The sequence below is a fragment of the Methylocystis sp. genome (assembly GCF_051061285.1).
Lineage (GTDB): Bacteria > Pseudomonadota > Alphaproteobacteria > Rhizobiales > Beijerinckiaceae > Methylocystis.
This window is the reverse complement of record NZ_JBPFEA010000002.1, coordinates 22,119-43,075: the sequence shown is the minus strand read 5'-3', so window position 1 is coordinate 43,075 and position 20,957 is coordinate 22,119. Positions and strand designations below refer to the sequence as shown.

Annotated in this window: 18 protein-coding genes and 1 tRNA gene; 15 read left to right on the top strand and 4 right to left on the bottom strand. The window is 60.5% G+C overall.

The window, feature by feature from the left end:
- Window positions 1-133: 133 nt before the first annotated feature.
- The 8 genes from ACR65T_RS00245 (at window position 134) to fba (ending at window position 11,468) form a co-directional block, all read left to right on the top strand.
- Window positions 134-406: a hypothetical protein gene (locus tag ACR65T_RS00245; protein ID WP_434494609.1), complete on the top strand. Its 273-nt coding sequence runs from the start codon at window positions 134-136 to the stop codon at window positions 404-406.
- Window positions 393-1,133: a hypothetical protein gene (locus ACR65T_RS00240; RefSeq protein ID WP_434494608.1), complete on the top strand. Its 741-nt coding sequence runs from the start codon at window positions 393-395 to the stop codon at window positions 1,131-1,133. Before ACR65T_RS00245 ends, ACR65T_RS00240 begins: the two co-directional genes overlap by 14 nt.
- A 196-nt stretch (window positions 1,134-1,329) precedes the next feature.
- Window positions 1,330-2,289 carry a hypothetical protein gene (locus ACR65T_RS00235; RefSeq protein WP_434494607.1) on the top strand — a complete coding sequence of 320 codons (960 nt, stop codon included), beginning with the start codon at window positions 1,330-1,332 and terminating at the stop codon, window positions 2,287-2,289.
- Window positions 2,210-4,414, top strand: coding sequence for a beta strand repeat-containing protein (locus ACR65T_RS00230; RefSeq protein ID WP_434494606.1), 2,205 nt, complete (start codon window positions 2,210-2,212; stop codon window positions 4,412-4,414). Before ACR65T_RS00235 ends, ACR65T_RS00230 begins: the two co-directional genes overlap by 80 nt.
- A 28-nt stretch (window positions 4,415-4,442) precedes the next feature.
- Window positions 4,443-7,205, top strand: coding sequence for a DUF4214 domain-containing protein (locus tag ACR65T_RS00225; protein WP_434494605.1), 2,763 nt, complete (start codon window positions 4,443-4,445; stop codon window positions 7,203-7,205).
- Window positions 7,206-7,470: 265 nt separating this feature from the next.
- Complete coding sequence (locus ACR65T_RS00220) at window positions 7,471-8,346, top strand: phosphoribulokinase (protein WP_434494604.1); 876 nt, start codon at window positions 7,471-7,473, stop codon at window positions 8,344-8,346.
- A gap of 98 nt (window positions 8,347-8,444) precedes the next feature.
- On the top strand, window positions 8,445-10,367 hold the full coding sequence (gene tkt / locus ACR65T_RS00215) for a transketolase (protein WP_434494636.1): 1,923 nt from the start codon (window positions 8,445-8,447) through the stop codon (window positions 10,365-10,367).
- Window positions 10,368-10,385: 18 nt separating this feature from the next.
- Window positions 10,386-11,468, top strand: coding sequence for a class II fructose-bisphosphate aldolase (fba, locus tag ACR65T_RS00210; protein WP_434494603.1), 1,083 nt, complete (start codon window positions 10,386-10,388; stop codon window positions 11,466-11,468).
- A gap of 138 nt (window positions 11,469-11,606) precedes the next feature.
- Here fba and ACR65T_RS00205 read toward each other — a convergent pair whose 3' ends face one another.
- Window positions 11,607-12,272, bottom strand: a complete 666-nt coding sequence (locus ACR65T_RS00205; RefSeq protein ID WP_434494602.1) for a class I SAM-dependent methyltransferase — start codon at window positions 12,270-12,272, stop codon at window positions 11,607-11,609.
- Window positions 12,273-12,407: 135 nt separating this feature from the next.
- Here ACR65T_RS00205 and rpe point away from each other — a divergent pair, with 135 nt between their 5' ends.
- Window positions 12,408-13,088, top strand: a complete 681-nt coding sequence (gene rpe / locus ACR65T_RS00200; RefSeq protein WP_434494601.1) for a ribulose-phosphate 3-epimerase — start codon at window positions 12,408-12,410, stop codon at window positions 13,086-13,088.
- 67 nt (window positions 13,089-13,155) lie between these two features.
- Window positions 13,156-13,230 (top strand) — tRNA-Gln (locus tag ACR65T_RS00195).
- Between the two features lie 259 nt (window positions 13,231-13,489).
- On the opposite strand, the gene ACR65T_RS00190 is transcribed toward ACR65T_RS00195, so the two are convergent.
- The gene (locus ACR65T_RS00190; protein ID WP_434494600.1) at window positions 13,490-14,389 is read right to left on the bottom strand and encodes a LysR substrate-binding domain-containing protein; all 900 of its coding nucleotides are present in this window, start codon (window positions 14,387-14,389) and stop codon (window positions 13,490-13,492) included.
- Window positions 14,390-14,499: 110 nt separating this feature from the next.
- Between ACR65T_RS00190 and ACR65T_RS00185 the strand changes: the two genes are divergently transcribed.
- The 4 genes from ACR65T_RS00185 (at window position 14,500) to ACR65T_RS00170 (ending at window position 18,152) form a co-directional block, all read left to right on the top strand.
- Window positions 14,500-15,513 (top strand): zinc-dependent alcohol dehydrogenase family protein, encoded by a 1,014-nt coding sequence (locus ACR65T_RS00185; RefSeq protein ID WP_434494599.1) that lies wholly within the window; start codon window positions 14,500-14,502, stop codon window positions 15,511-15,513.
- Window positions 15,514-15,810, top strand: a complete 297-nt coding sequence (locus ACR65T_RS00180; RefSeq protein ID WP_434494598.1) for a YciI family protein — start codon at window positions 15,514-15,516, stop codon at window positions 15,808-15,810.
- A gap of 656 nt (window positions 15,811-16,466) precedes the next feature.
- Complete coding sequence (locus ACR65T_RS00175) at window positions 16,467-17,219, top strand: PAS domain-containing protein (RefSeq protein WP_434494597.1); 753 nt, start codon at window positions 16,467-16,469, stop codon at window positions 17,217-17,219.
- A 183-nt stretch (window positions 17,220-17,402) separates the two neighbouring features.
- A complete protein-coding gene (locus ACR65T_RS00170) occupies window positions 17,403-18,152 on the top strand; it encodes a L,D-transpeptidase (RefSeq protein ID WP_434494596.1) in 750 nt (249 codons plus the stop codon).
- A 141-nt stretch (window positions 18,153-18,293) separates the two neighbouring features.
- Here ACR65T_RS00170 and ACR65T_RS00165 read toward each other — a convergent pair whose 3' ends face one another.
- Window positions 18,294-19,349 carry an alkene reductase gene (locus tag ACR65T_RS00165; RefSeq protein WP_434494595.1) on the bottom strand — a complete coding sequence of 352 codons (1,056 nt, stop codon included), beginning with the start codon at window positions 19,347-19,349 and terminating at the stop codon, window positions 18,294-18,296.
- A 211-nt stretch (window positions 19,350-19,560) separates the two neighbouring features.
- On the opposite strand from ACR65T_RS00165, the gene ACR65T_RS00160 reads away from it, so the two are divergent.
- Window positions 19,561-20,313, top strand: coding sequence for a hypothetical protein (locus tag ACR65T_RS00160; protein ID WP_434494594.1), 753 nt, complete (start codon window positions 19,561-19,563; stop codon window positions 20,311-20,313).
- 58 nt (window positions 20,314-20,371) lie between these two features.
- Here the strand turns inward: ACR65T_RS00160 and ACR65T_RS00155 are convergent, their stop codons facing one another.
- Window positions 20,372-20,866: a DUF302 domain-containing protein gene (locus ACR65T_RS00155; RefSeq protein WP_434494593.1), complete on the bottom strand. Its 495-nt coding sequence runs from the start codon at window positions 20,864-20,866 to the stop codon at window positions 20,372-20,374.
- Window positions 20,867-20,957: the final 91 nt, after the last annotated feature.

Genomic DNA, 20,957 nt, shown 5'->3' with positions numbered 1-20,957 from the left:
GAGAGTCGATGAATTCTTTGCCTTCGTTTGAATTCGAGAGGCTGCGGCAAGCGCAGTTTCCTTCGCGTCGCGTTTCGCGAGAACCTCTGTTGTTCAGGAAACTCTGTCGGCGGATGAGCCAAAAGGGTCCGCCGTGACGATGGCGGAACAGCGCGAAAAGCTATCTGACGCGGATATTATTGGTCTTGTGACCGGTGCCTCCTTGGCGGCGACAGTTCCTCTCGCGGCTTTAATGAAAGCGCTTGTCCAAAGTGGCGCCGTCGACAAGGAAGCGCTCAAGCGGAGCCTCGAGGAAGAAACAAATCTCGACAGTTTTCCTCCACATCTGAAAGCGATGCTGGAACCGATCTGGACTCCTCTGCTGAAGATCTTCGATGACATAGACAGTCCAAATGCTTCCCATTGAGAGGAACGACCGCGCTGACATCGAACCACTTTGGGCCGTTCGTGCGAACGCCAAGCTTTGCGCCTTGCGATGGCCTAATATTTTGCTGTTCACAACGGGCGGCTTCTGGTTATTTCTGGCAATTTCTGGAGGAGCGAGACTGGAGCTGGCGATACTAGCGGGAATCATAGCATTATTATACCTGCTGTCACTATTGATGTTCTATTTTATACAGGGGATAAACTACATTTATGTTGGAAGTCGCCATGGTATATCTACTTGCCTTTGCAGGCGGGATGGCCAAGATCTGTTCGTAGTTAAACACTCTATGGAAAGCTATGATTACGATCTCATGACGTCTGTTAAGATATTTGAACTAGCGAGCGGTATTGCGATATCAATTGGGCAGGCATCTGCCGTAGCTAGGGAGGGATTATCGGGATTTCTTCGCGAGTCTCCGTCTAGCCCGCTATGTATCTACGATAATCCATATAAAGGTCTCGTATTTGAGTTGGACAAAACGGGCGTATGGATAAGTAAATCTGGTTTAGCAGCACAAGATGTTAGCATAGACCTGAGCGTGGTTCGCAGGTTTATTGCGTTAAAGTCAAATAGAATCAAGTATGTGCCATTCGTTTTTCTGCGAGAAACGATTTTTTGCTATAAAGAGCATGCGGAGATGATCGTTGAACGCATTTTGAGTTCTGATCGTAGCGTTGAGTTACAAAAATCTGGAGAGACGATATGACCAGTATTTGGGGCTCAGTCTCCGTAGCGGTTACAACCGGCGCTTCCGCAGGTATGGCCGGGGCACTCTATAGTGGCGTACACGCGGGGGTGGACCCAACTCACAAGCATCGGTGGCGCGATCTATTGCGTACTCGGCCATCGGAGTAACTGGAGGTTACATAATAGGGCTCGGCCTCGGAAGCCTTGGAGGGCCTTTGAGCGCTGTGGGTGTCGCCGAAGTATTCGGTGCCGTCGGAGGTGCCATCGGGGAATTTATCGCTGTTCTTCAAGACAATAACTTCAGTCCCGAGTCGCGTGCGGAAGCGTTTGGGGCCGCAATGCTGAACCTGGTATTTGGGGGTATTGGCGGAAAAGGGGCAGCTTTCTTAGGAGAGCAACTGCTTGGCCAGGATGCTCGTTCCGCCTCAGAGCTTCTTGGGACGATCGCCGGCAATATTGTAAGTGAAGCAGCTCGACAAAAGCCGGACGAAGACTCGGGCAAGTCTCTCCAAATCAACGATACAGTGGGAGCTAGGGGATCTAATGTCTCCCTTTCTAGTAGCCTAGGTGAAAGCACCACCGATATCGGACAATTCTTCGAGTCCGTCGGCCAAGACATGGGCTCATTGTTTAGCGATATTGGAAGCGGCTTCGGTGATTTATTTTCCGGCCTGAGCGACTTTAGTCTCTTTTCCGATTTCTCCTCAGGTTTTGGAGATTTCGGCCTCGGAGATTTCAGTTCCGGCGACTTTAGCGCCAGCTTCTATGACGGGTCTTACGGCGACTATGGTTATTACGGCTATGACGGCACTTACTACGCCGATTACGGCGACTATGATTATTACCCCTACGGGGCCGATTACCCTGTCGTCCTCGATCTCAATGGCGATGGGGTCAAAATCAATCCGCTGACGTCTTCCAACACATTCTTCGACATGGCGGGCGATGGCTATCAGCATCGCACCGCCTGGGCCGGCGCCGGCGACGCGGTGCTCGCCTTCGACGCCAATAATGACGGCGTCATCAATCAGAAGAACGAAATCGTCTTCACCGAATGGGACCCGACGGCCGCCTCCGACATTCAGGCGCTGCTTAATGTCTTCGACACCAATCACAAACGGCAAGCTCGATTCGGGCGACCAGAAATTCTCGCAGTTCAAGCTCGTCGTCACTAACGCCAATGGCACGCAAACGGTCGAGACACTGGCGCAGGCGGGCGTCGCCTCCATCGATCTGAAAGAGAACAACTACAGCCAAACTTTCATCGACGGCTCGTCGATCGACGGCCAGACCACCTTCACGCGGACGAATGGAACGACAGGAACCGCCGCGACAGTCGCGCTCATCTACGACGCGGCCGGCAATGCGCTGCAAACGACGACCAGCACGGCGGCGAATGGCGCGGTGACGGTCGACAACAAGGCGCTTAATCCGGACGGTTCGCTGGCGAGCGAGACGATCTCCGTGACCTCGGCGGATGGCTTGTCGCGCACGCTTTCGCAGGATGTCGATGGCGACGGCGTCATCGACCTCGTTCAGAGCGAGACGACGATCGTCAACGCCGACGGCTCCAAACTCACGACGCTGATCGACAAGACCGGCGGCGGCGTCAATATCGACAAGATCGTCACGACGACAAGCGCCGATGGAAAGTCGATCACCTTCCAGCGCGATATGGATGCGAGCGGAACCTTCGAGCAGACGGAGACTCTGGTCACCGCCGCCGACGGCTCGAAGAGCAACATCATTTCGATATTCGCCGATAATGGCGCGCTGATTACGAAAACGAGCCATGCGACGAGCGCCAATGGGCTGACCCGAACCGATCAAGTCGATGAAAATGGCGACGCTGTCTGGGACACGGCGTCGACCGACGCAACGGTTAATAATGCTGACGGCAGCCGCACGGAAACCGTGACGGTAACGAACGCCAATGGCTCGCTGCGCGCCAAGACGACGGTCCAGACGAGCGCCGACGGACACACCAAGACAACCCAGTCCGATCTCGACGGCAATGGGACGACCGATCTGACGACCGGTCAGGTCGTGACGTCAAACGCCGACGGTTCCTATTGGACGACCACGACGGATCGCAACAACAACAATTCGTTGAGAGACCAGACGAAGACGTTGCTCTCCGCGGATAATCTGTCGAAAACGACCTACATCGACGTCAATGGCGACGGTTTCTTCGAGCGGACTTCAACCGATGTGACCGTCGTCGCCGCCAATGGCGATCGCACGCAAACGACGACGCTTCTCAACGCCGATGGAACCAAGCGGGCTCAAACCATCGTCGTGAAGGGCGCCGACGGCCGCTCCCGGACCATTCAGTCCGACACGAATGGCGACAACGTCTTCGATTCGGTCGAGACGATCGCGATTGCAGCGAACGGTTCAAGCGTCGATACGATTTCAACTTACAGTCCAAGAAACAGCCTGATCGACAAGACTGTCGTGACGACGAGCGCCGATGGGCTGACGCGCACTTCACAGTTTGACGCGGACGCCAACGGGACATGGGATACGACCACGACCGAGGCGACGGTCAAGAACGCCAATGGCTCTTCGACGCAGACCACGACAGTGACGAATGCGAACGGATCGCTGCGCGGGAAATCCGTCGTATCGACGAGCGCCGACGGCCTGTCGATCTCGACACAGGCCGATCTCGACGGCGACGGCGCCTATGATGCGACCACGACCGATGTGCGGACCGTCGCGGCGGACAACAGCCATGTGCAAACCGTCAGCACAAACAACGCCGATGGCTCCTTGCGCGACAAAACGATCACAACAGTTACGGCGGATCGTCACACGACCACGATCAACGTCGATATTGACGGCGATAGCGTCAATGATCAAACAGAGACCGTTCAGCTTCAGTCAAACGCCGCCGTCGTCGATACGGTTTCGAATTTCCAGGCGGACGGCTCGTTGAAAAACACGCGCCAATCGACGGTCAGTGCAGATGGGCTGTCCAGCGAGGTCGTCTATAGCCAAATGACCCTTCATAGCGATCTGACGTGGCAGTTCATTTGGCCGTGGGGATGGTTTCCCGTCTACAACAACTACACGTCGCTCGACGCCGTTAGAACGGTAACCGATGTGACGACTCTCAATCTGGACGGGAGTCGAACACAAGCCTTTACTCAGTATAATGGCGCGATTACCGGAGCCGTTCTGGAACAGATCGTCACGACAACGAGCGCCAACGGGCTTACAATTTCTAAGCAATGGACTGGATGGAACGGCGCTACAGCCATAAATCAAACGTCGAGCGACATTACCACTTATTAATGCCGATGGATCGACGACTCGTATCATCATGGATCAATCGCCGAACGGCGGCGGGGCGCCGACTCTGCTCGACAAGGCGGTCGCGACGGTCAGCGCTTCCAAGCTGGTCACGAATTACCAGCTCGACGTCAATGGGGATGGGAGCTTCGATACGGCCGATGTTTTGACGATCGGCGTCGATGGCGCGAGCGTCGAAACGACGACGACGAAGAACCTCGATGGATCGCTGCGGGAAAAAGAGATCGTCGCCGTCAGCGCGGATGGCCTCAAGGCTAATGCGGTCCGCGATAGGAATGGCGACGGCGCCTATGATCATTTTGAAAATTCGCGGCAGGAGCTTAGCGGCGCGACGAGCCAAGTCGTTTGGGAAACCAAGACCGGCGGCGCGCTGACTGGCCGAATCGTTACGCTTGGAAGCGCCAATGGACTGTCGAGAGCCGAGGCGGTTGACGCGAATGGCGACGGCGCACTCGATTGGTCGCAGCAGAGCTTCACGCGCTTGAACGCCGACGGCAGCGAAACATTCACCCTTTCGGACCTGAACGCCAATGGCACGCTTCGCGGTCGGATCGTCACGACCGTTAGCGCGAACGGCCTGTCCAAGACCTCACAGATTGATCTAAATGGATTGGGCAATGCGGTCGAGACGGAGACCGACGTCACCGTCTTGAACGCCGACGGCACGACGACCCGCACGGTTACCGACCTCTATGCGGACAATTCCTTGAAGGGCAAATCGGTATTTACCGCGAGCGCCAACGGAAAATCCGCGACGACGACGATCGACATCGACGGTGACAATGTCACCGATAAGACAATCTCTGTGTCCGAAGGCGTCGACGGCGTAAAGGTCAGTACGGTCACCTTTCAGGACGGCTCGACGGTGACGACGACGACAAGCTTCGATGGCATGACCACGACGCTGACCACCTCGGGCGGCGTAACGCAGACCCGAACGGAGCTTGGCGACGGAACCGGGAGCTACATCTGGAGTTCGACAGATTCCCAAGGTAACTCCCTTGGCTCCTCCTCCCACACGATCGATGAAAATTCCATAGACCTGTATTCTTATTACGAGGCTGCGACCTCCTACTCAGGGACTTTTCGGATCGAGACCTCAGCATTGGATGACTATCTTGCCAAAGCCGAACGTCTCTATGACGCGGCCTTTGATCGCGACATGCTCGCCAATGAGAAGGAAGTGATCGGCAAGTATATCAATTCAACGACGAACGCGTTCGACGCCACCCAGCTGGCGAATGACCTGATGAACTCCACCGAGTTCTCGACGCGCTATGGCGGGGTCAGCAATCTGCAATTTGTGGAGCAAGCTTATCTAAACGCGCTTAATCGCAGCCCGTCCGCCGCCGAGCTTTCAGATTATCTGAAGCAGCTCAATGCCGGAACGCTGACCCGCGCAGACGTGATGCTCGCGATTTCCGAAAGCGCCGAGCATGCGGATGTCGGGAATATCCATGCGACGACCAATAATTCGGTTCAGTCGATGGCGTCGCTGTCGCTCGATCATACTGTTGATCTGCAGCAGGCGAAGGACATGATCACGCGCGTCTATCAGACCACTTTCGGTCGAGACCCGACATCGAGCGAGTTGGAAAGCGGCGCGCAACAAATCGCTACCGGATCTGCGACGGAAGCCCAGATCGCCGCGGGTTTCGTGGCTTCGGGATGGGTTTGGACGTGGTGGCCGTATTTTGGGTACAGCACGCCGAGTTCGATGGAGCAGGTGTATGGAGCCTTGTCGAACGCGGATTTCGTCACGCAACTGTTCCAGAATTCCTTCGGCCGAAACCCGACGGCGTCCGAGAGCGCCGATTGGGTGGCGATGCTGGATGCCGGCACGGTCAGCCGCGGAGACATGATTTACGCGCTCGCCGAAAGCCAGGACCATCTCGCCTATATCGGCTCCCAGGCCGGTCAGGCGGTGACCGCATCCAACCAGACGCTGAACTACGCCGAGAACGCAATCGTCCGGATCACCGGCGGCGGCAATACGATCATTGCGTCGAGCGGCGACGTCTTGACCGTCGGCGGCAATGACGCGAATGGCGCAACCAACACAGTCAACATGTCTAACGGCTCCGCAAGCCTGCGCGCCAGCTCACGTATGGATGTCGTTGGCTCGAACAATGTCGTGACCGCCGCGGTTGGAAGCACGCTGGGCGTCAATGGCGACGATAATTTAGTGTCCGCAGGCGGCGACGTTATCTCGATCAATGGCGGCGCGGGCAATGTGGTGAACGGCTCCGCGAATACAATTGCCGTTGCTGCGAACCTCGGCGCAAATCTCGTCGGCGACGGCAACACGATCAACGCCCAATCCGGAGCGAAAATCACGATTTCGACGAACGGACAGAATGGCGCCGGGGACATTGTGAACATGTCGAATGGCTCGCTCACCATGGCGGGCGGATCGAAAGCCACGATCAATGGTTCTGGCAACGACGTGACGTTGGAATTGGGAGAAAATCTCACGCTTTCGGGCAATAACAACGAGATTGTCTTAGGCGCCGGCAACGACGTCGTGACCGATTTTGGTTCGTCAGAGACTTTCGTGTTCAAGGCGAATTTTGGACAGGACACGCTCACGGGCTTCGACAGCACGGACCACATGCATATCGATAGCGCAATCTTCTCGGACTGGGCGCACCTCATCGGGGGCGCGCAACAAGTCGGCGCCGACACGATTATCACGGCGAGTGCGACAGATACGATCACGTTGAAGAATGTGGCGGTCTCGAGCCTGAGCCAGGGTCAGTTCCAGTTCGTCTAGCCGCGAACCATCCCGCCGCAAAGTTCGCCAGCCTTGCTGGGTGAACGTCTTCCTTGGCGAGGCCGGGATTGGCGTCGAGCGGCGTCTCCATGGCGTGTCCATGGCGCCGCCCCGCTCCGTCGCGCCTCCCAGCGTCCCCCCGCCGGGAGCGGGAGCCTTTCCTTTGCCCGCGCGCCGTGCGACAAGCCGGCGGAGCCCCCGCGGTCGGCCGGCCCGCCGCAGGTCGTCCATTTCGCCTTGCTCGTAGGGTCCGGGTCGCGCGCCCATGTCGGTCAGACATCCGATCATCTCCATCACCGGCTCGTCCGGCGCCGGCACCAGTTCGGTCAAGGCGACGTTCGAACAGATTTTCCGCCGCGAGCGCATCGAGGTCGCCTATGTCGAGGGCGACAGCTTCCATCGTTACGATCGCGGGGAGATGAAGGCCAAGCTCACCGAGGCGCATGCGGTGGGAAATCAAAATTTCAGCCATTTTGGCCCTCACGCCAATCTGCTGCCCGAGCTCGAGACGCTCTTTCGCGAATACGGCGAGACGGGCTCCGGCCGCTACCGCCATTACGCCCATGACGAAAACGAAGCGGTGAGGCTTGGCGTGCCGCCCGGGACGTTTACCGATTGGGTGGAGCTGCCGGCCGATACCGACGTGCTGTTCTATGAAGGGCTGCACGGCGCGGTCGTCACCGATGACGTTAATGTCGCGCGCTACGCGGATCTCAAGATCGGCGTCGTGCCGGTGATCAATCTGGAATGGACCCAGAAGCTGCATCGCGACCGGCATTCGCGCGGCTACACGACCGAGGCGGTCACCGAGACGATTCTGCGGCGCATGCATGATTATGTGCATTATATTTGCCCCCAGTTCTCGGAAACGGACATAAATTTCCAGCGCGCGCCAACGGTCGACACCTCGAATCCCTTCGTCGCCCGTTCGATTCCGACGCCCGACGAATCGATCGTCGTCATTCGCTTTCGCGATCCGCGAGGGGTGGACTTCCCCTATCTTGTGGCGATGATCGCGGGAAGCTGGATGTCGCGCGCCAATTCCATCGTCATTCCAGGCAATAAGCTTGATCTCGCAATGCAGCTGATCCTTACTCCGAGGATCCTCGAACTGGTCAGACGCAGGAAAGGCGTGACGTGAGCGACACTATATTGACGGCGGCCAAGGAGACCTCCGCGGCGGCGGCTGGCGCAAAATCCGATCCGACGCGCTACGCCAACGCCATTCGCGCCTTGGCGATGGACGCGGTCGAAAAGGCGAAATCCGGCCATCCCGGCATGCCGATGGGTATGGCCGACGTCGCGACCGTGCTTTTCCAGCGCTTCATGAAGTTTGACGCCGCTCGGCCGGACTGGCCGGACCGCGACCGTTTCGTGCTGTCCGCCGGCCACGGGTCGATGCTGCTTTACGCGCTGCTCTATCTGCTCGGCTATCCGGGCATGGGCCGCAAAGAGCTCGAAAACTTCCGCCAGCTCGGTTCTCCGACCGCGGGCCATCCCGAATATGGCCACGCCGCCGGCATCGAGACGACCACCGGTCCCCTCGGCCAGGGGCTCGCGACCGCGGTCGGCATGGCGATCGCCGAGCGCCTCTCGGCGACGCGCTTCGGCGACGATCTCGTCGATCACTTCACCTATGTGATCGCCGGCGACGGCTGCCTGATGGAAGGCGTCAGCCATGAGGCGATCGACCTCGCCGGACATCTGAAGCTCTCAAAGCTCATCCTCTTCTGGGATGACAACTCGATCTCGATCGACGGACCCACGAGCCTCGCGACGTCGACGGACCAGATCGCGCGTTTCGCCGCCGCCGGCTGGCATGTCGCCCATGTCGACGGCCACGATCCCGAGGCGGTGGCGCAGGCGATCGCCGCCGCGCAGGCCGATCCGCGGCCTTCGCTCATCGGCTGCCGCACGCTCATCGGCTATGGCGCGCCGACCAAGCAGGGCAAGGAAAGCTGCCACGGCGCGCCGCTCGGGGCGGCGGAGATCGACGCCGCGCGTGAAGCGCTCGTCTGGCCGCACGCGCCTTTCGAGCTGCCCGACGACGTGCTGGAGGCCTGGCGCGCGGCGGGGCGCCGCGGCGCCAAGGCGCGCGAAGCCTGGGAGGCGCGACGCGCCGCGTCCTCGAAGGGCGCCGCCTTCGACGCCTTCATGAAAGCCGACGTCGCGGCGCAGGTCGCCAGTCCGCTCGCCGAGTTTCGCGCCACGCTCGCCGCCGAAAAGCCGAAAATCGCCACGCGCAAATCCTCGGAAATGACGCTTGGCGTCATCAACGCCGCGACGCAGGCGACGATCGGCGGCTCGGCCGACCTGACCCATTCGAATTTCACCATCACCAAGGGCATGGGCGAGGTCGCGCCGGACGATTTTTCCGGCCGCTACATCCACTACGGCGTGCGCGAATTCGGCATGGCGGCGGCGATGAACGGGATCGCGCTACATGGCGGATTCGTGCCCTATGGCGGCACCTTCCTGGTGTTCTCCGATTACGCGCGCGGCGCGATCCGCCTCTCGGCGCTCATGGGTCTGCGCGTCATTTATGTGCTCACCCATGATTCGATCGGTCTTGGCGAGGACGGGCCGACGCATCAGCCGGTCGAACATCTGGCGGCGTTGCGCGCCATGCCGAATCTCCACGTCTTCCGCCCGGCCGACGCGATCGAGACCGCCGAATGCTGGGAGCTGGCGCTGGCCAGCCGCCACACGCCGTCGGTCTTGAGCCTGTCGCGACAGAATCTGCCGACGCTCGAGCGGCCGATTGGCGAAAACCTTTCCGCCAAGGGCGCCTATTTGCTGCGCGAAGCTGCCGGAAAGCGCGACCTCACGCTGCTCGCCACGGGATCCGAGGTTGAAATCGCCCTCGCCGCCGCCGACATTCTGGACACGCAAGGACTGAAGGCCGCCGTGGTCTCCATGCCGTGCTGGGAGCTCTTCGAGGCTCAGTCCGAGGCCTATCGCGCCGAAATGCTGGGCGACGCCCCGCGCGTCGCGGTCGAGGCGGCGGTTCGGCTCGGCTGGGACCGCTGGATCGGCGCGCGCGGCGCCTTCATCGGCATGAGCGGCTTTGGCGCGAGCGGGCCCGCCGGCGAGCTGTATAAGCATTTCGGCGTCACGGCGGAGGCTGTGGCTGAGGCGGCCCGTACGCTAGTTAAGACGTAAGAGATAGCGGAGGCGACAATGGCTCTCATCACCCTGCGGCAACTGCTCGATCACGCCGCCGAGCACGACTACGGCGTTCCGGCGTTCAACATCAACAATATGGAGCAGGGGCTCGCCGTGATGGAGGCGGCCGCGTCGGTCGACGCGCCGGTCATCATCCAGGCCTCGCGCGGCGCGCGCGCCTACGCCAACGACATTATGCTCGCCAAGATGATCGAGGCGCTCGCGGCGATCTGGCCGGACACGCCGCTCGTCATGCATCTCGACCATGGCAACGCCGAAGCGACCTGCGCCAGCGCCATCCGCTTCGGCTTCACCTCGGTGATGATGGACGGCTCGCTGAAGGCCGACGGCAAGACCCCCGCCGATTATGATTACAATGTGCGCGTCACCCGGAGCGTCGTCGATATGGCGCATTGGGTCGGCGCTTCCGTCGAGGGCGAACTCGGCGTGCTCGGTTCGCTCGAGAGCGGCATGGGCGAAAAGGAAGACGGCCACGGCGCCGAGGGCAAGCTCTCGCACGACCAGCTCCTGACCGATCCGGCGCAGGCCGAGGATTTCGTCGCCCGCACCAAGGTCGACGCGCTGGCGATCGCCATGGGCACCTCCCACGGCGCCTATAAATTCTCGCGCAAGCCGGACGGCGCGATCCTGGCGATGAAGGTCGTCGAGGAAATCCATCGCCGCCTGCCCAGCACGCATCTCGTGATGCATGGCTCGTCGTCGGTGCCGCAGGACTTGCAGGACGCCTTCAACGCCGCCGGCGGCGAGATGCCGCAGACCTGGGGCGTGCCGGTCGCCGAGATTCAGCGCGGCATCAAATATGGCGTGCGCAAGATCAACATCGACACCGACAATCGCATCGCCATGACCGCGGCGATCCGCGGCGTTCTCGGCAAGAACAAGGGCGAGTTCGATCCGCGAAAATATTTGAAGCCGGCGATGGAGGCGATGCGCGCCGTCTGCAAGCAGCGCTACGAGGAATTCGGCACGGCGGGGCAGGCGTCGAAAATCAAGCCGATCCCGCTCTCGGAAATGGCCAAGCGCTACGCCAGCGGCGCGCTCGATCCGCAGTTCGCCGGCAAGAAGGCGGCGGAGTAGGCTTGCGCCGCCGCTCTCGGCGAGGGCCAAGACCGTGAAGACCAAGGGCGCATCGCAGATGCATCCTTGGCCAACATGTCAAAGCCAGGCGCGACGATTCAACTTTCCCCAACGGATGGGTTTGGAGGAACAGCCTTCTCAGGCGCGCTCCGCGACAAGCAGCAGCGAGGCGGGCGTCCGCGCCGACGGCGCTTTGGGCTCCAGGATTCGTTTCAACGCCCACTTCCGCGAAATTGCCTCGACCCAAGAGCCGAGCGTTCGAGCAAAGTAAGGCATGGGAGTCCATCCGGCGTCGCCAAATCCGTCAAAGCGCTCGACGCGCCATCCGTCTTCATAGGGCGGCGCCAGCGCGACCGAATGAAGCGTTTGTATGAGCAACCGGGCTTTGGAATTTGAGATCGACGCGAGTGCATCGAGCAGCGCCTCCGCCTTATCGTCAAGCAGCGAAAAATTGCAGATGACCGTATCAAAATCTTTTCCGGCCCTCGCGGGCGTCTCGGTAAGCTCTGCGTAGCTTAGAACGAGGTAGCTCGCCCGACCTTTCTCGCGTGCGCGCGCGACGAGTTCGGCCGAAGCATCGACGCCAATGATCTCGATGGCCTCTCGATGCAATTCCCGGCAAAGCCACCCCTCGCCACAACCGACGTCAAGCAGCTTTCCGAGCCGACCGGCGCGCGCCGCGCGGAGGATCGCGGCGTCGGTCGCATCGCGACGGCTCGCGATCATTTGACCGCGCACGGCCGCCGTCCACCTTTCGGCGTTTTCGGACCAGCTGGCGACCTGCGACTGTCTCGGATCCGTCATCGAAGCGCTCCCTAAACCGCCGCTTCAGCTTTACGATTCACTGTATCGCCCCAGAATATCGCCGCGGCCGTTTTTCGTCGCGCCGCGCCGGCCCGATCATGCTAATGATCGGACAACCCCAATCAAGCAGCCGCCATGTCCGACATTCTCATTGCGCCCTCGATTCTCTCGGCCGACTTCGCGCGGCTGGGAGAGGAGACGCGGGCGATGGCCGACGCCGGAGCCGATTGGATACATCTCGACGTGATGGACGGGCATTTTGTGCCCAACATCACCTTCGGGCCAAGCGTCGTCGCGGCGCTGCGGCCGGTGACGACCCTGACGTTTGATGTGCATCTGATGATTTCGCCGGTCGACCCCTATATCGCCGCTTTCGCCGAAGCGGGCTCCGACGTCATCACCGTCCACGCCGAGAACGGGCCGCATCTCCACCGCTCGCTGCAGGCGATCCGCGCGCTCGGCAAGAAGGCCGGCGTGTCGCTCAATCCGGCGACGCATGAAAGCGCGCTGCAATATGTGCTGGACGATATCGATCTCATCCTGGTGATGAGCGTCAATCCGGGTTTCGGCGGCCAGAGCTTTATTCCTTCGCAGCTCGACAAAATCCGCGCCATACGCGAGATGATCGGACGACGCGCGATCCGTCTCGAGGTCGACGGCGGCGTGACGCCGCTGACGGCGCCGCAGGTCGTCGAAGCCGGCGCCGATGTTCTCGTCGCGGGCTCGGCCGCTTTCCGCGGCGGGCAGCTCTGCTATGCCGACAATATCGCGGCGCTGCGGCGGGCTGCGGCGAGCGCCGGCGCGATCGCCGTGTGAGCGGCTTCGCCGCGCCGCCCGGCAGTTGATTGTCGCGGCGGGGCGCGCTATCGCCTCACCTGCGCATTGGGGCGTCGCCAAGTGGTAAGGCAGCGGATTTTGATTCCGCCATACGGAGGTTCGAATCCTCCCGCCCCAGCCAATAATTTCGATGAGTTATGTTTCTGCCAAGCGCTGTGGCGCCGATTGCCGATTGTGCGTCGCTTCAACGCCGCCGGCCTGGAAGGCCCAGTCAATCATTGGACGGACGGCCCGAAGCCGCGCTGTCGGCGGCGCATTGTCCGAGTTGGCCAAAATCGTCGAGACTGGATCGCGAGCGGGATGGCGTCGTGCGCTGGCCCGAACCGGAGAACACGGATATCTGATCATGGCGCTCGGGTGCTCGCCTTACGCCTTTTGCATCAATGCAACAATGCGGGCATTTCCGCTACGAGATGGTCTATGGCGCATCTGACGCGCACAGGCATCTGAGGACCCTGCGGCCAGAGCAGCATGACGTCATAGGTCGGACGGTTGGCTTGCGGCAGGACTTCGATCAGTTCTCCGTCCTCGACTGCGCCTTTCACCAGCCATGACGGGAGTTGCGCCAAGCCGAATCCCGAAATTGCCGCCTCCGCCAAGGCGTCAAGATCGTCGAACCGCACGCGCCCTGCCGCGCCGACAACATGGATTTGGCCTTGCTCGCCGGCAAGGCGCCATTGGCGCGCGCCGTCAGCATGGCCATAAAGCAGAAGTTCGTGTGCTTCGAGATCGTCGCGCGTTTCCGGCGCGCCGCGTCGGGCCAGATAGGATGGAGCCGCGCAAATCTTCATATGCTGTTCGCCGATGCTGCGGCCGGCGACGCTGCTTGAATCGATGGTCGCGCCGATGCGCACGGCCAGATCGTAGCCTTCATCGATCAGGTCGATCGGCCGATCCGCAAAGGACATCGACATTCTGAGTTGAGGGTGGGCCGCGGCGAATTTCAGGAGCAGAGGCGCGACGACGTGGCGGCCCAGGGTGAGAGGGGCCGTAACCCGCAACGTTCCTCTCGGTTCGCGACGGCCCGACGCCAAGGCTTTACGGGCGGCCTCAAACTCCGCCAACGCACGGTGCGCATAATCATAATAGAGCTGCCCATCGTCTGTCAGACTTTGGCTGCGCGTTGTGCGGTGGAAGAGGCGAACGCCCAACTGTGTTTCCAGGCGCGCGACTGCCTTGCCGACCGACGAACGCGACAGGTTAAGCTTTCGGCCAGCTCCAGAGAAATTGCCGGCTTCCGCGCATGCCAGAAAGATCGGCGTGAGAGCGAGAGAATCCATTGCTGCGCCCCGATTGGTTCAGAATCAGATACAGTATGTGGGCGTATGAGAGCAACTGTATCGGCAGGGGAGCGTCTATTGTCGCTGCGCCGCCAATACAGGAGAGCCAAATGAAGGCTTGGATAATCGAATCCGTCGGCCGCGAGCGGCTGCAAGTCGCCGAAATTCAGCAACCGGAGCCAGGACCCGGGGAGGTTCTGATTCGTGTCGCGAATGTGTCCTTGAACTATCGCGACCTTCTTGTCCTTGACGGAAAGATGGGCGATGGCCGGGCCTTTCCCTTCGTGCCCGGATCCGATCTCGCTGGCGCCGTGGTGTCGTGCGGCGACGGAGTGACACGCTTTCGTTGCGGCGATCGCGTGATGTCAACCTATGTGCCTGGCTGGGTTGAGGGTCGGCGATTGGGCTCGGCGGCGCAGCCGAACGGCATGACTCTAGGCGGGCCGCTTCCCGGCGTTCTTGCTGAATTCGTGGCGCTTCCCGAAGATTGGCTGGTTCGCTCGCCAGACAGCCTGTCGGACCCAGAGGCGAGCACATTGCCGATTGCCGGCGTCACAGCTTGGTTCTCGCTCGTCCAGGAGGGGAGGCTCTGCGCTGGCCAGACTGTGCTCGTGCAGGGCACGGGAGGTGTCGCCCTGTTTGGCGTTCAGGTCGCGAAAGCGCACGGCGCGAAAGTGATTGTCACCTCAAGTGACGAGGGCAAGCTCACGCAAGCCAAGGCGCTTGGAGCCGATTTCGGCATCCGCCGCGACAGCGATTGGGTGAAGGGGGTGATCGACGCGACGGACGGTCATGGCGCCGATCACATTCTGGAGATTGCCGGAGGCCCCAACCTAGGAAAATCGGTCGAGGCGGCTGCGGTTGGCGGCCAGATCGCGGTCATCGGGATCATTGAGGGGCTTGAGCTTGCAGCGCCAGCGTTCCCGCTCCTGCTCAAACAAGTCGTCGTTCGCGGAATTTTCGTCGGCCACCGGCGCGCGGCTGAAGATTTCGCGAAGGCGATTGACGCCATCGGTCTCAAGCCGGTGATCGACCGGCGCTATCCGCTGGCGGCGCTTCCCGATGCGCTTGCGCATCTCGAGCGAGGTCCGTTCGGGAAAGTTGTCATCGACGTCTCGGAGTAAATGGCCATATTTCTTATTCTTCTCAGCTACACGAAGCCCCTTGATGAAGTCGATCGCTGGCTCGACGATCACAAGGCATGGGTGAAGCAAGGCTTCGACGATGGGGTTTTCGTCCTGTCTGGAGGGCAACGGCCGCGCGTCGGCGGCGCGATCATCGCCGTCGGCGACACCCGGGAACAGGTGGAAACCCGCGCAGCCCAGGATCCTTTCATTGATCGAGGCGTCGCTACGGCGCAGGTGATCGAAGTCAGGCCATCGACGGTAGACGAGCGCGTTAGCCTACTGCGGGATGGGTAACGAGACTAGTCGTGCAATCAATCAACGCGCCTGAGGTTTGGCATCCCGCCATTCCATGGAAAAGATCGCACCATCAAATCCCGCGTTGGGCGCCAAACTCAAGCTTTGATGGAGCGAGGCGGCAATCTCGCTATTCGTCGTGCTGGGATTCCTATAATTTTGATATGACCACCCCCAAGCGCCGGGCGGGTCATCGCGCCATGACGGTCCGCTTCAAACGCCGTTGTTCAAACACACGATTCTTGACGACCCGGCAGCACTCAAGAGGACTGTATTCGTTACGCGCGGAGCAGTATTCTCGTAGAATTGGCCCGTTTGCGAAAACAACTGTGGGAAATTCAACGCGCGCCTTTGCGTGTTGAAATCGTCCAGTCGGGCGACGAAGCCTGGGGAGAGCGCTCGCTTCGGTACAACAATGTCGCGCGGCTCGCATCATCATTGGCGGCGCCCGCTGGTCAGCAGGTTGATATTGCACTAACATTTCGACTTGGCCTCCCCGGGAAAGACCGATCGATGATAACTATCAAAAGATTACGACGGACAAGGCTTCAATGACGCAGCTGGGGCGGAAAGCGAATTTCGGACTTAAGGCCGCCCATGAGGAACGGGCGCGACGCAATGAACTTGCGCTGCGCCTAGCGCTACACACGGTTCCCATGATCAGCTTTGAGTGGGACGTCGTGCGGGATATCGTGCGGCGGTTTGATCCGTTTGACTCCGACATGTCCGCGAGCACAGGCATGTTCAGCCGGTTTGCCGCAGTCCGGGATGCCGTCCATCCAGAAGATCGAGCGCGATTTTGCGCAGATATCGAAGCAGCGCTGCTCGGCGAGACTGAACGGTTTGAGACCGAAATCCGAATTCTTGGTCCAGATGGAATAGTAACGTGGTTCCGCGAACGAGGGGTCGTCGAGCGAGACCAGCGTGGGCGTCCGCTTCGCATGATCGGGGTCGCCCACGATGTCACCGCGCAGCGCGGCAAGCCTTCATTGGAAGCGGCGTCCGCCCGCATGGCCGCGAACGTAACCCCGTCGCTCAGAGCTCTCGTGATTGATGAAAATCGTGACGCCGCTGACGCGCTTGCGCTGCTGCTCGGAACAGTCGGGGCCCGTGTCCGGCTTGCTTACAGCGGCGCGGGCGGCCTTGCCGCGCTGAATGAATTTAAGCCGCCACTGGTGTTTCTTGATATAGCCATGCCCTATTTGGATGTCGTTGATCTGATCCGTCGCATTCATGTCCCCGAAGGCGACAGAATCTCTCTCGTCGCCCTCAGCGCTTCGCGCGCCGAGCGCAGGGTTCAGCTCATTAAAGATGTCGGCTTCGACGGCCTATTGACTAAGCCGGTCCGATTTGAAGCGCTTCTCGATTTAATGGAGGAGTTGTCTTGCCATGAGACGAAGCGAGGCTAAGGCGCGACCCCAAACCTGGAGATCAGCGGCATTGCTGGCGTTCCTCCCCAAGCCTTGAGCCGACCGGACGTCTTCAAAGCGATCGGTCCCGCTCGGCTGGCGGCGCCGAGCCACGCCGGGCGAATTGGTTAACGGCGCGGATTTAGCTATATTGGCGGAAGCAGCCGAGGACGGGGATCGCCAATGCCTTCCAAATTCCGTCATATCCTGATTATATTTGCCTCAGCAGCGGCTGGGGCAGGCCTTGCCGGATGCGTCAGCACGCAGACGCCTTCGACCCTGAGCGCCTCCGCCGTCGCGCCCACGCCTCGCACCGATCCTGCCGGGCCGCCAGGGCGCATCGACGCAGTCGCCGTCCAGGGCGGCAATCTCTACGGCGAGATGAAGGACGCCGGCTTCATCGTTCCAGCCGTCAGACCCGGCCTCGTCGATGCAGCATTCCATCGCGCCAACGTCGCCTACTCGACCAGAGAAACTCCAGGGACGATCGTGGTCGATCCCGCCGGGCACTATCTCTATTACGTGGAGGCGGGTGGCCGGGCGACCCGCTACGGCATCGGCGTCGGACGCGACGGGTTCGCCTGGTCAGGGGAAGCGACGATCAAGAGTAAGCAGGAATGGCCGGACTGGTATCCGCCGAAAGAAATGATCGAACGCAGGCCCGACCTTAAGCGGCAGTTGGTTGAGCTGCAAAGCGGTCTTGGCATGCATGGCGGTCCCGGCAATCCGTTAGGAGCCCGCGCGATGTATCTCTGGCAAGGGGACCGAGATACGCTCTTTCGCATCCACGGCACGAATGAGCCATGGACAATCGGGAAGAGCCAATCGTCTGGCTGCATCCGGATGATCAATCAGGACGCGATGGATCTCTATCAAAAAACCGCCGCTGGAACCCGCGTCGTCGTTCTTCCCGCCAAAGTGGCGCGCCGATGAGAGCCTCCCCGGCTAAAGCCATTCCAGCCAGCCGAATGCGGATGGGATTTCGAGGGCGCCCCTGGTGATCGCGCGCGTTACCCCGCTATCTGTCTGGCGCTCATGCTCGCAACGGCATTCCCCTCGGCTGGCGAACCCCGCTCATCCCGCCAGGGCCGGATAATCCGTGTAACCCTCGGGACCCTTCGTATAGAAGGTCGCCGGTTGGGGTTTATTCAGAGCGGCATGCCTGCGAAGACGCTCGGGCAGGTCCGGGTTGGCGATGTAGAGCTTGCCAAACGCCACCGCGTCGGCGTCGCCCCCGAGGATCGCGGCTTCGGCGGCTTGAGCATCATAGCCCTCATTGACGATATAGGCGCCGCCGAATTCCTCCTTGAGCACGCGCCCGAGCGCGTTGGATCCGGCATGTTCGCGGGCGCAGATGAAGGCGACGCCCCGCTTGCCGAGTTCACGCGCGACATATCCGAAGGTCGCCTCTGGGTCGGAATCGCCCATAGAGTGGGAATCGCCGCGCGGCGCCAGATGCATGCCCACGCGGCCTGGTCCCCAGACGGCGATAGCGGCGTCGGTCGCTTCAAGCATGAGGCGCGCGCGGTTTTCGACCGGGCCGCCATAGCGATCTGTTCGCCTGTTCGCGCTGTCCTGGAGAAACTGGTCGAGCAGATAGCCATTGGCGCCGTGCAACTCGACGCCGTCGAAGCCGGCCGACTTGGCATTTTCAGCGGCGCGCCGATAGGCCTCGACGATTTCCGCGATCTCGGGAAGCGTCAGGGCGCGGGGAATCGGATAGGGCTGGTAGGGGCGCAACAGGCTCACATGTCCGGCCGGCGCGATCGCGCTTGGCGCGACAGGAGATGCGCCGTTGAGATAGATGGGATGCGACACGCGCCCGATATGCCAGAGCTGCAGCATGATCCGTCCGCCAGAATCGTGAACCGCCGCCGTGATCCGCCTCCATCCTTCGGTCTGCGCCTCCGACCAAATCCCTGGCGTGTCGGGATAGCCGACGCCCATCGGCGTGATGGATGTCGCTTCGGTGAGGATGAGGCCGGCGGAAGCGCGCTGCACATAATAGTCCCTCATGAGCGCGTTGGGGACGCGCCCCTCGCTGGCGCGGCAGCGGGTGAGAGGCGCCATGATGATACGGTTCGGCAATTCCATCTCGCCGAGACGCACGGGCTGAAACAAGATCGACATTCGGATGCTCTGCCTACGGGAGGACGTATTTTGATCGGAAGGGGTTCACTTGCTCGGCGCCGCGCGCCGATCTTTACAAACGTCAAACATCGTCCCAGCCTTCTGTTTTGAACCGCTGAGACAAGCTTGAAAGGTTCTACGGGATTTTCCGATACTGACAATGCCACGCGAGGTGTTTGATCTGGCGAACACCGAGAGACTGGAGCGAAAGATGAGCACGACCCCTCTCAGCGACTGGACTCTCGCCGCATTCAAACAAAGGGAGGAAGAGCGTCGTCGAGAAGAAAATCTTCGTGGGAGAGAGCAGGTTGACGCGGCTCCGTTCGCGCCAGCCGAGGCGGCGCCGCGTGAGAACGAGATGCTGCGCAGCGAGTGGACGATCGCTGCTTTGCAAAAAAGATTTGCCGCTTTGGAGCAAAGACTCGCCGCTGTGGAACAAAGAGAAGAAGAGCGCCGGCGTTCTGAACGCGTCGAGGCCGCGGCGCGCGCCCGGCGAGAGGAAGAGCAGGAACAGGTCGTTTTGGGCGCCGCGAACGACGCAGCTCCGGATCAGAGTCATGCGCATTGGAATGCGATCGAACAACCGCAATTTGTCCAGGCAGCGTTTGAACCGCCAGAGGCAGGAACGATCTCGCGCGCCCACGAGCAAGTATTTGAGCAAATTGCTCCCGAGATTGTAAGAGACAGTCAAGGACACAAAAGTCTGTTAGAAGTCCGTCCGGCGCGCAGTCGCGGGACGATCGTGTACAGGTTCGTTTCCGTCGGCATCACGGCTTTGATCGCCGCAGCGATAGGTTTCGGGATCGCCATCTTCACGGTGCCGATCGAGAAAGCGACGCAATTCCATACCAACGTTAATCGCGCGCTCGCCGGTTTGCACCACAAATACCGAGTCGAGCGGCGGACGCCTCCCACTCCTCCACCCGATCAGGGACGTTCGTCATCCCCTGGCGGATCTCGCTGAGATGGGCAAGGAGAGAAGATAAAGGAGGATCGCGTCAGCGTGCGAATTTCGCGCCGTCTTAGTCGGCCGCTTGGAGCAATGCAGCTTCAAGCGCGGCGTCGAGATATCGGCCGACCTCAGTCACGCGTTCATCGTCGAACTGCCCGAAGAGCGACGACGGCTGGTCATATTCAAAGACCGACCTCCCATCTTCATCTTCGAACAGCACGACACGTAGCGGCGCATAGAGAGCTGCGGCGAGACGGTGACGCGTCATTTTGGAGGCGGTTAAGGGATTGCCAATCTCGTATTGAATCGCGTTGCTGCGTCCTCCAGCGATTTGCAATAACGCGCCATGGTCCCGGACAAGGAAGATCGATAGCTCGGGCCCGGCGTCTCCGTAAACTTTGGCCGCTTGCTCGTCGCCCTGGTTTAATTGTTCGACGATTTGCGCATCGAGCTCCGGCAGCGCAGCTTCGAGTTTTTCACGAACCTGCCCAAACGTGTTTGCCGAGCGAATCTTGATGTGCTTGATGGCGACTGTTTTTGCCGTGACCTCTGCTTTCGTCATCATGCCTTCTCCTGCTTCGTGATGCGTTGCAGTTGGAATACCAACATCATCAAATTTGGAGGCTGAATTAACCCGGTCCGCCGTCTAAGTTCCG

What these genes read in the sequence shown, in the direction of transcription:
- ACR65T_RS00240 (WP_434494608.1), top strand. Translation starts at nt 393, where the DNA reads ATGCTTCCCATTGAGAGGAACGACCGCGCTGACATCGAACCACTTTGG.
- ACR65T_RS00230 (WP_434494606.1), top strand. Translation starts at nt 2,210, where the DNA reads ATGTCTTCGACACCAATCACAAACGGCAAGCTCGATTCGGGCGACCAG.
- ACR65T_RS00225 (WP_434494605.1), top strand. Translation starts at nt 4,443, where the DNA reads ATGGATCAATCGCCGAACGGCGGCGGGGCGCCGACTCTGCTCGACAAG.
- ACR65T_RS00220 (WP_434494604.1), top strand. Translation starts at nt 7,471, where the DNA reads ATGTCGGTCAGACATCCGATCATCTCCATCACCGGCTCGTCCGGCGCC.
- tkt (WP_434494636.1), top strand. Translation starts at nt 8,445, where the DNA reads ATGGACGCGGTCGAAAAGGCGAAATCCGGCCATCCCGGCATGCCGATG.
- fba (WP_434494603.1), top strand. Translation starts at nt 10,386, where the DNA reads ATGGCTCTCATCACCCTGCGGCAACTGCTCGATCACGCCGCCGAGCAC.
- ACR65T_RS00205 (WP_434494602.1), bottom strand. Translation starts at nt 12,272, where the DNA reads ATGACGGATCCGAGACAGTCGCAGGTCGCCAGCTGGTCCGAAAACGCC.
- rpe (WP_434494601.1), top strand. Translation starts at nt 12,408, where the DNA reads ATGTCCGACATTCTCATTGCGCCCTCGATTCTCTCGGCCGACTTCGCG.
- ACR65T_RS00190 (WP_434494600.1), bottom strand. Translation starts at nt 14,389, where the DNA reads ATGGATTCTCTCGCTCTCACGCCGATCTTTCTGGCATGCGCGGAAGCC.
- ACR65T_RS00185 (WP_434494599.1), top strand. Translation starts at nt 14,500, where the DNA reads ATGAAGGCTTGGATAATCGAATCCGTCGGCCGCGAGCGGCTGCAAGTC.
- ACR65T_RS00180 (WP_434494598.1), top strand. Translation starts at nt 15,514, where the DNA reads ATGGCCATATTTCTTATTCTTCTCAGCTACACGAAGCCCCTTGATGAA.
- ACR65T_RS00175 (WP_434494597.1), top strand. Translation starts at nt 16,467, where the DNA reads ATGATCAGCTTTGAGTGGGACGTCGTGCGGGATATCGTGCGGCGGTTT.
- ACR65T_RS00170 (WP_434494596.1), top strand. Translation starts at nt 17,403, where the DNA reads ATGCCTTCCAAATTCCGTCATATCCTGATTATATTTGCCTCAGCAGCG.
- ACR65T_RS00165 (WP_434494595.1), bottom strand. Translation starts at nt 19,349, where the DNA reads ATGTCGATCTTGTTTCAGCCCGTGCGTCTCGGCGAGATGGAATTGCCG.
- ACR65T_RS00160 (WP_434494594.1), top strand. Translation starts at nt 19,561, where the DNA reads ATGAGCACGACCCCTCTCAGCGACTGGACTCTCGCCGCATTCAAACAA.
- ACR65T_RS00155 (WP_434494593.1), bottom strand. Translation starts at nt 20,866, where the DNA reads ATGATGACGAAAGCAGAGGTCACGGCAAAAACAGTCGCCATCAAGCAC.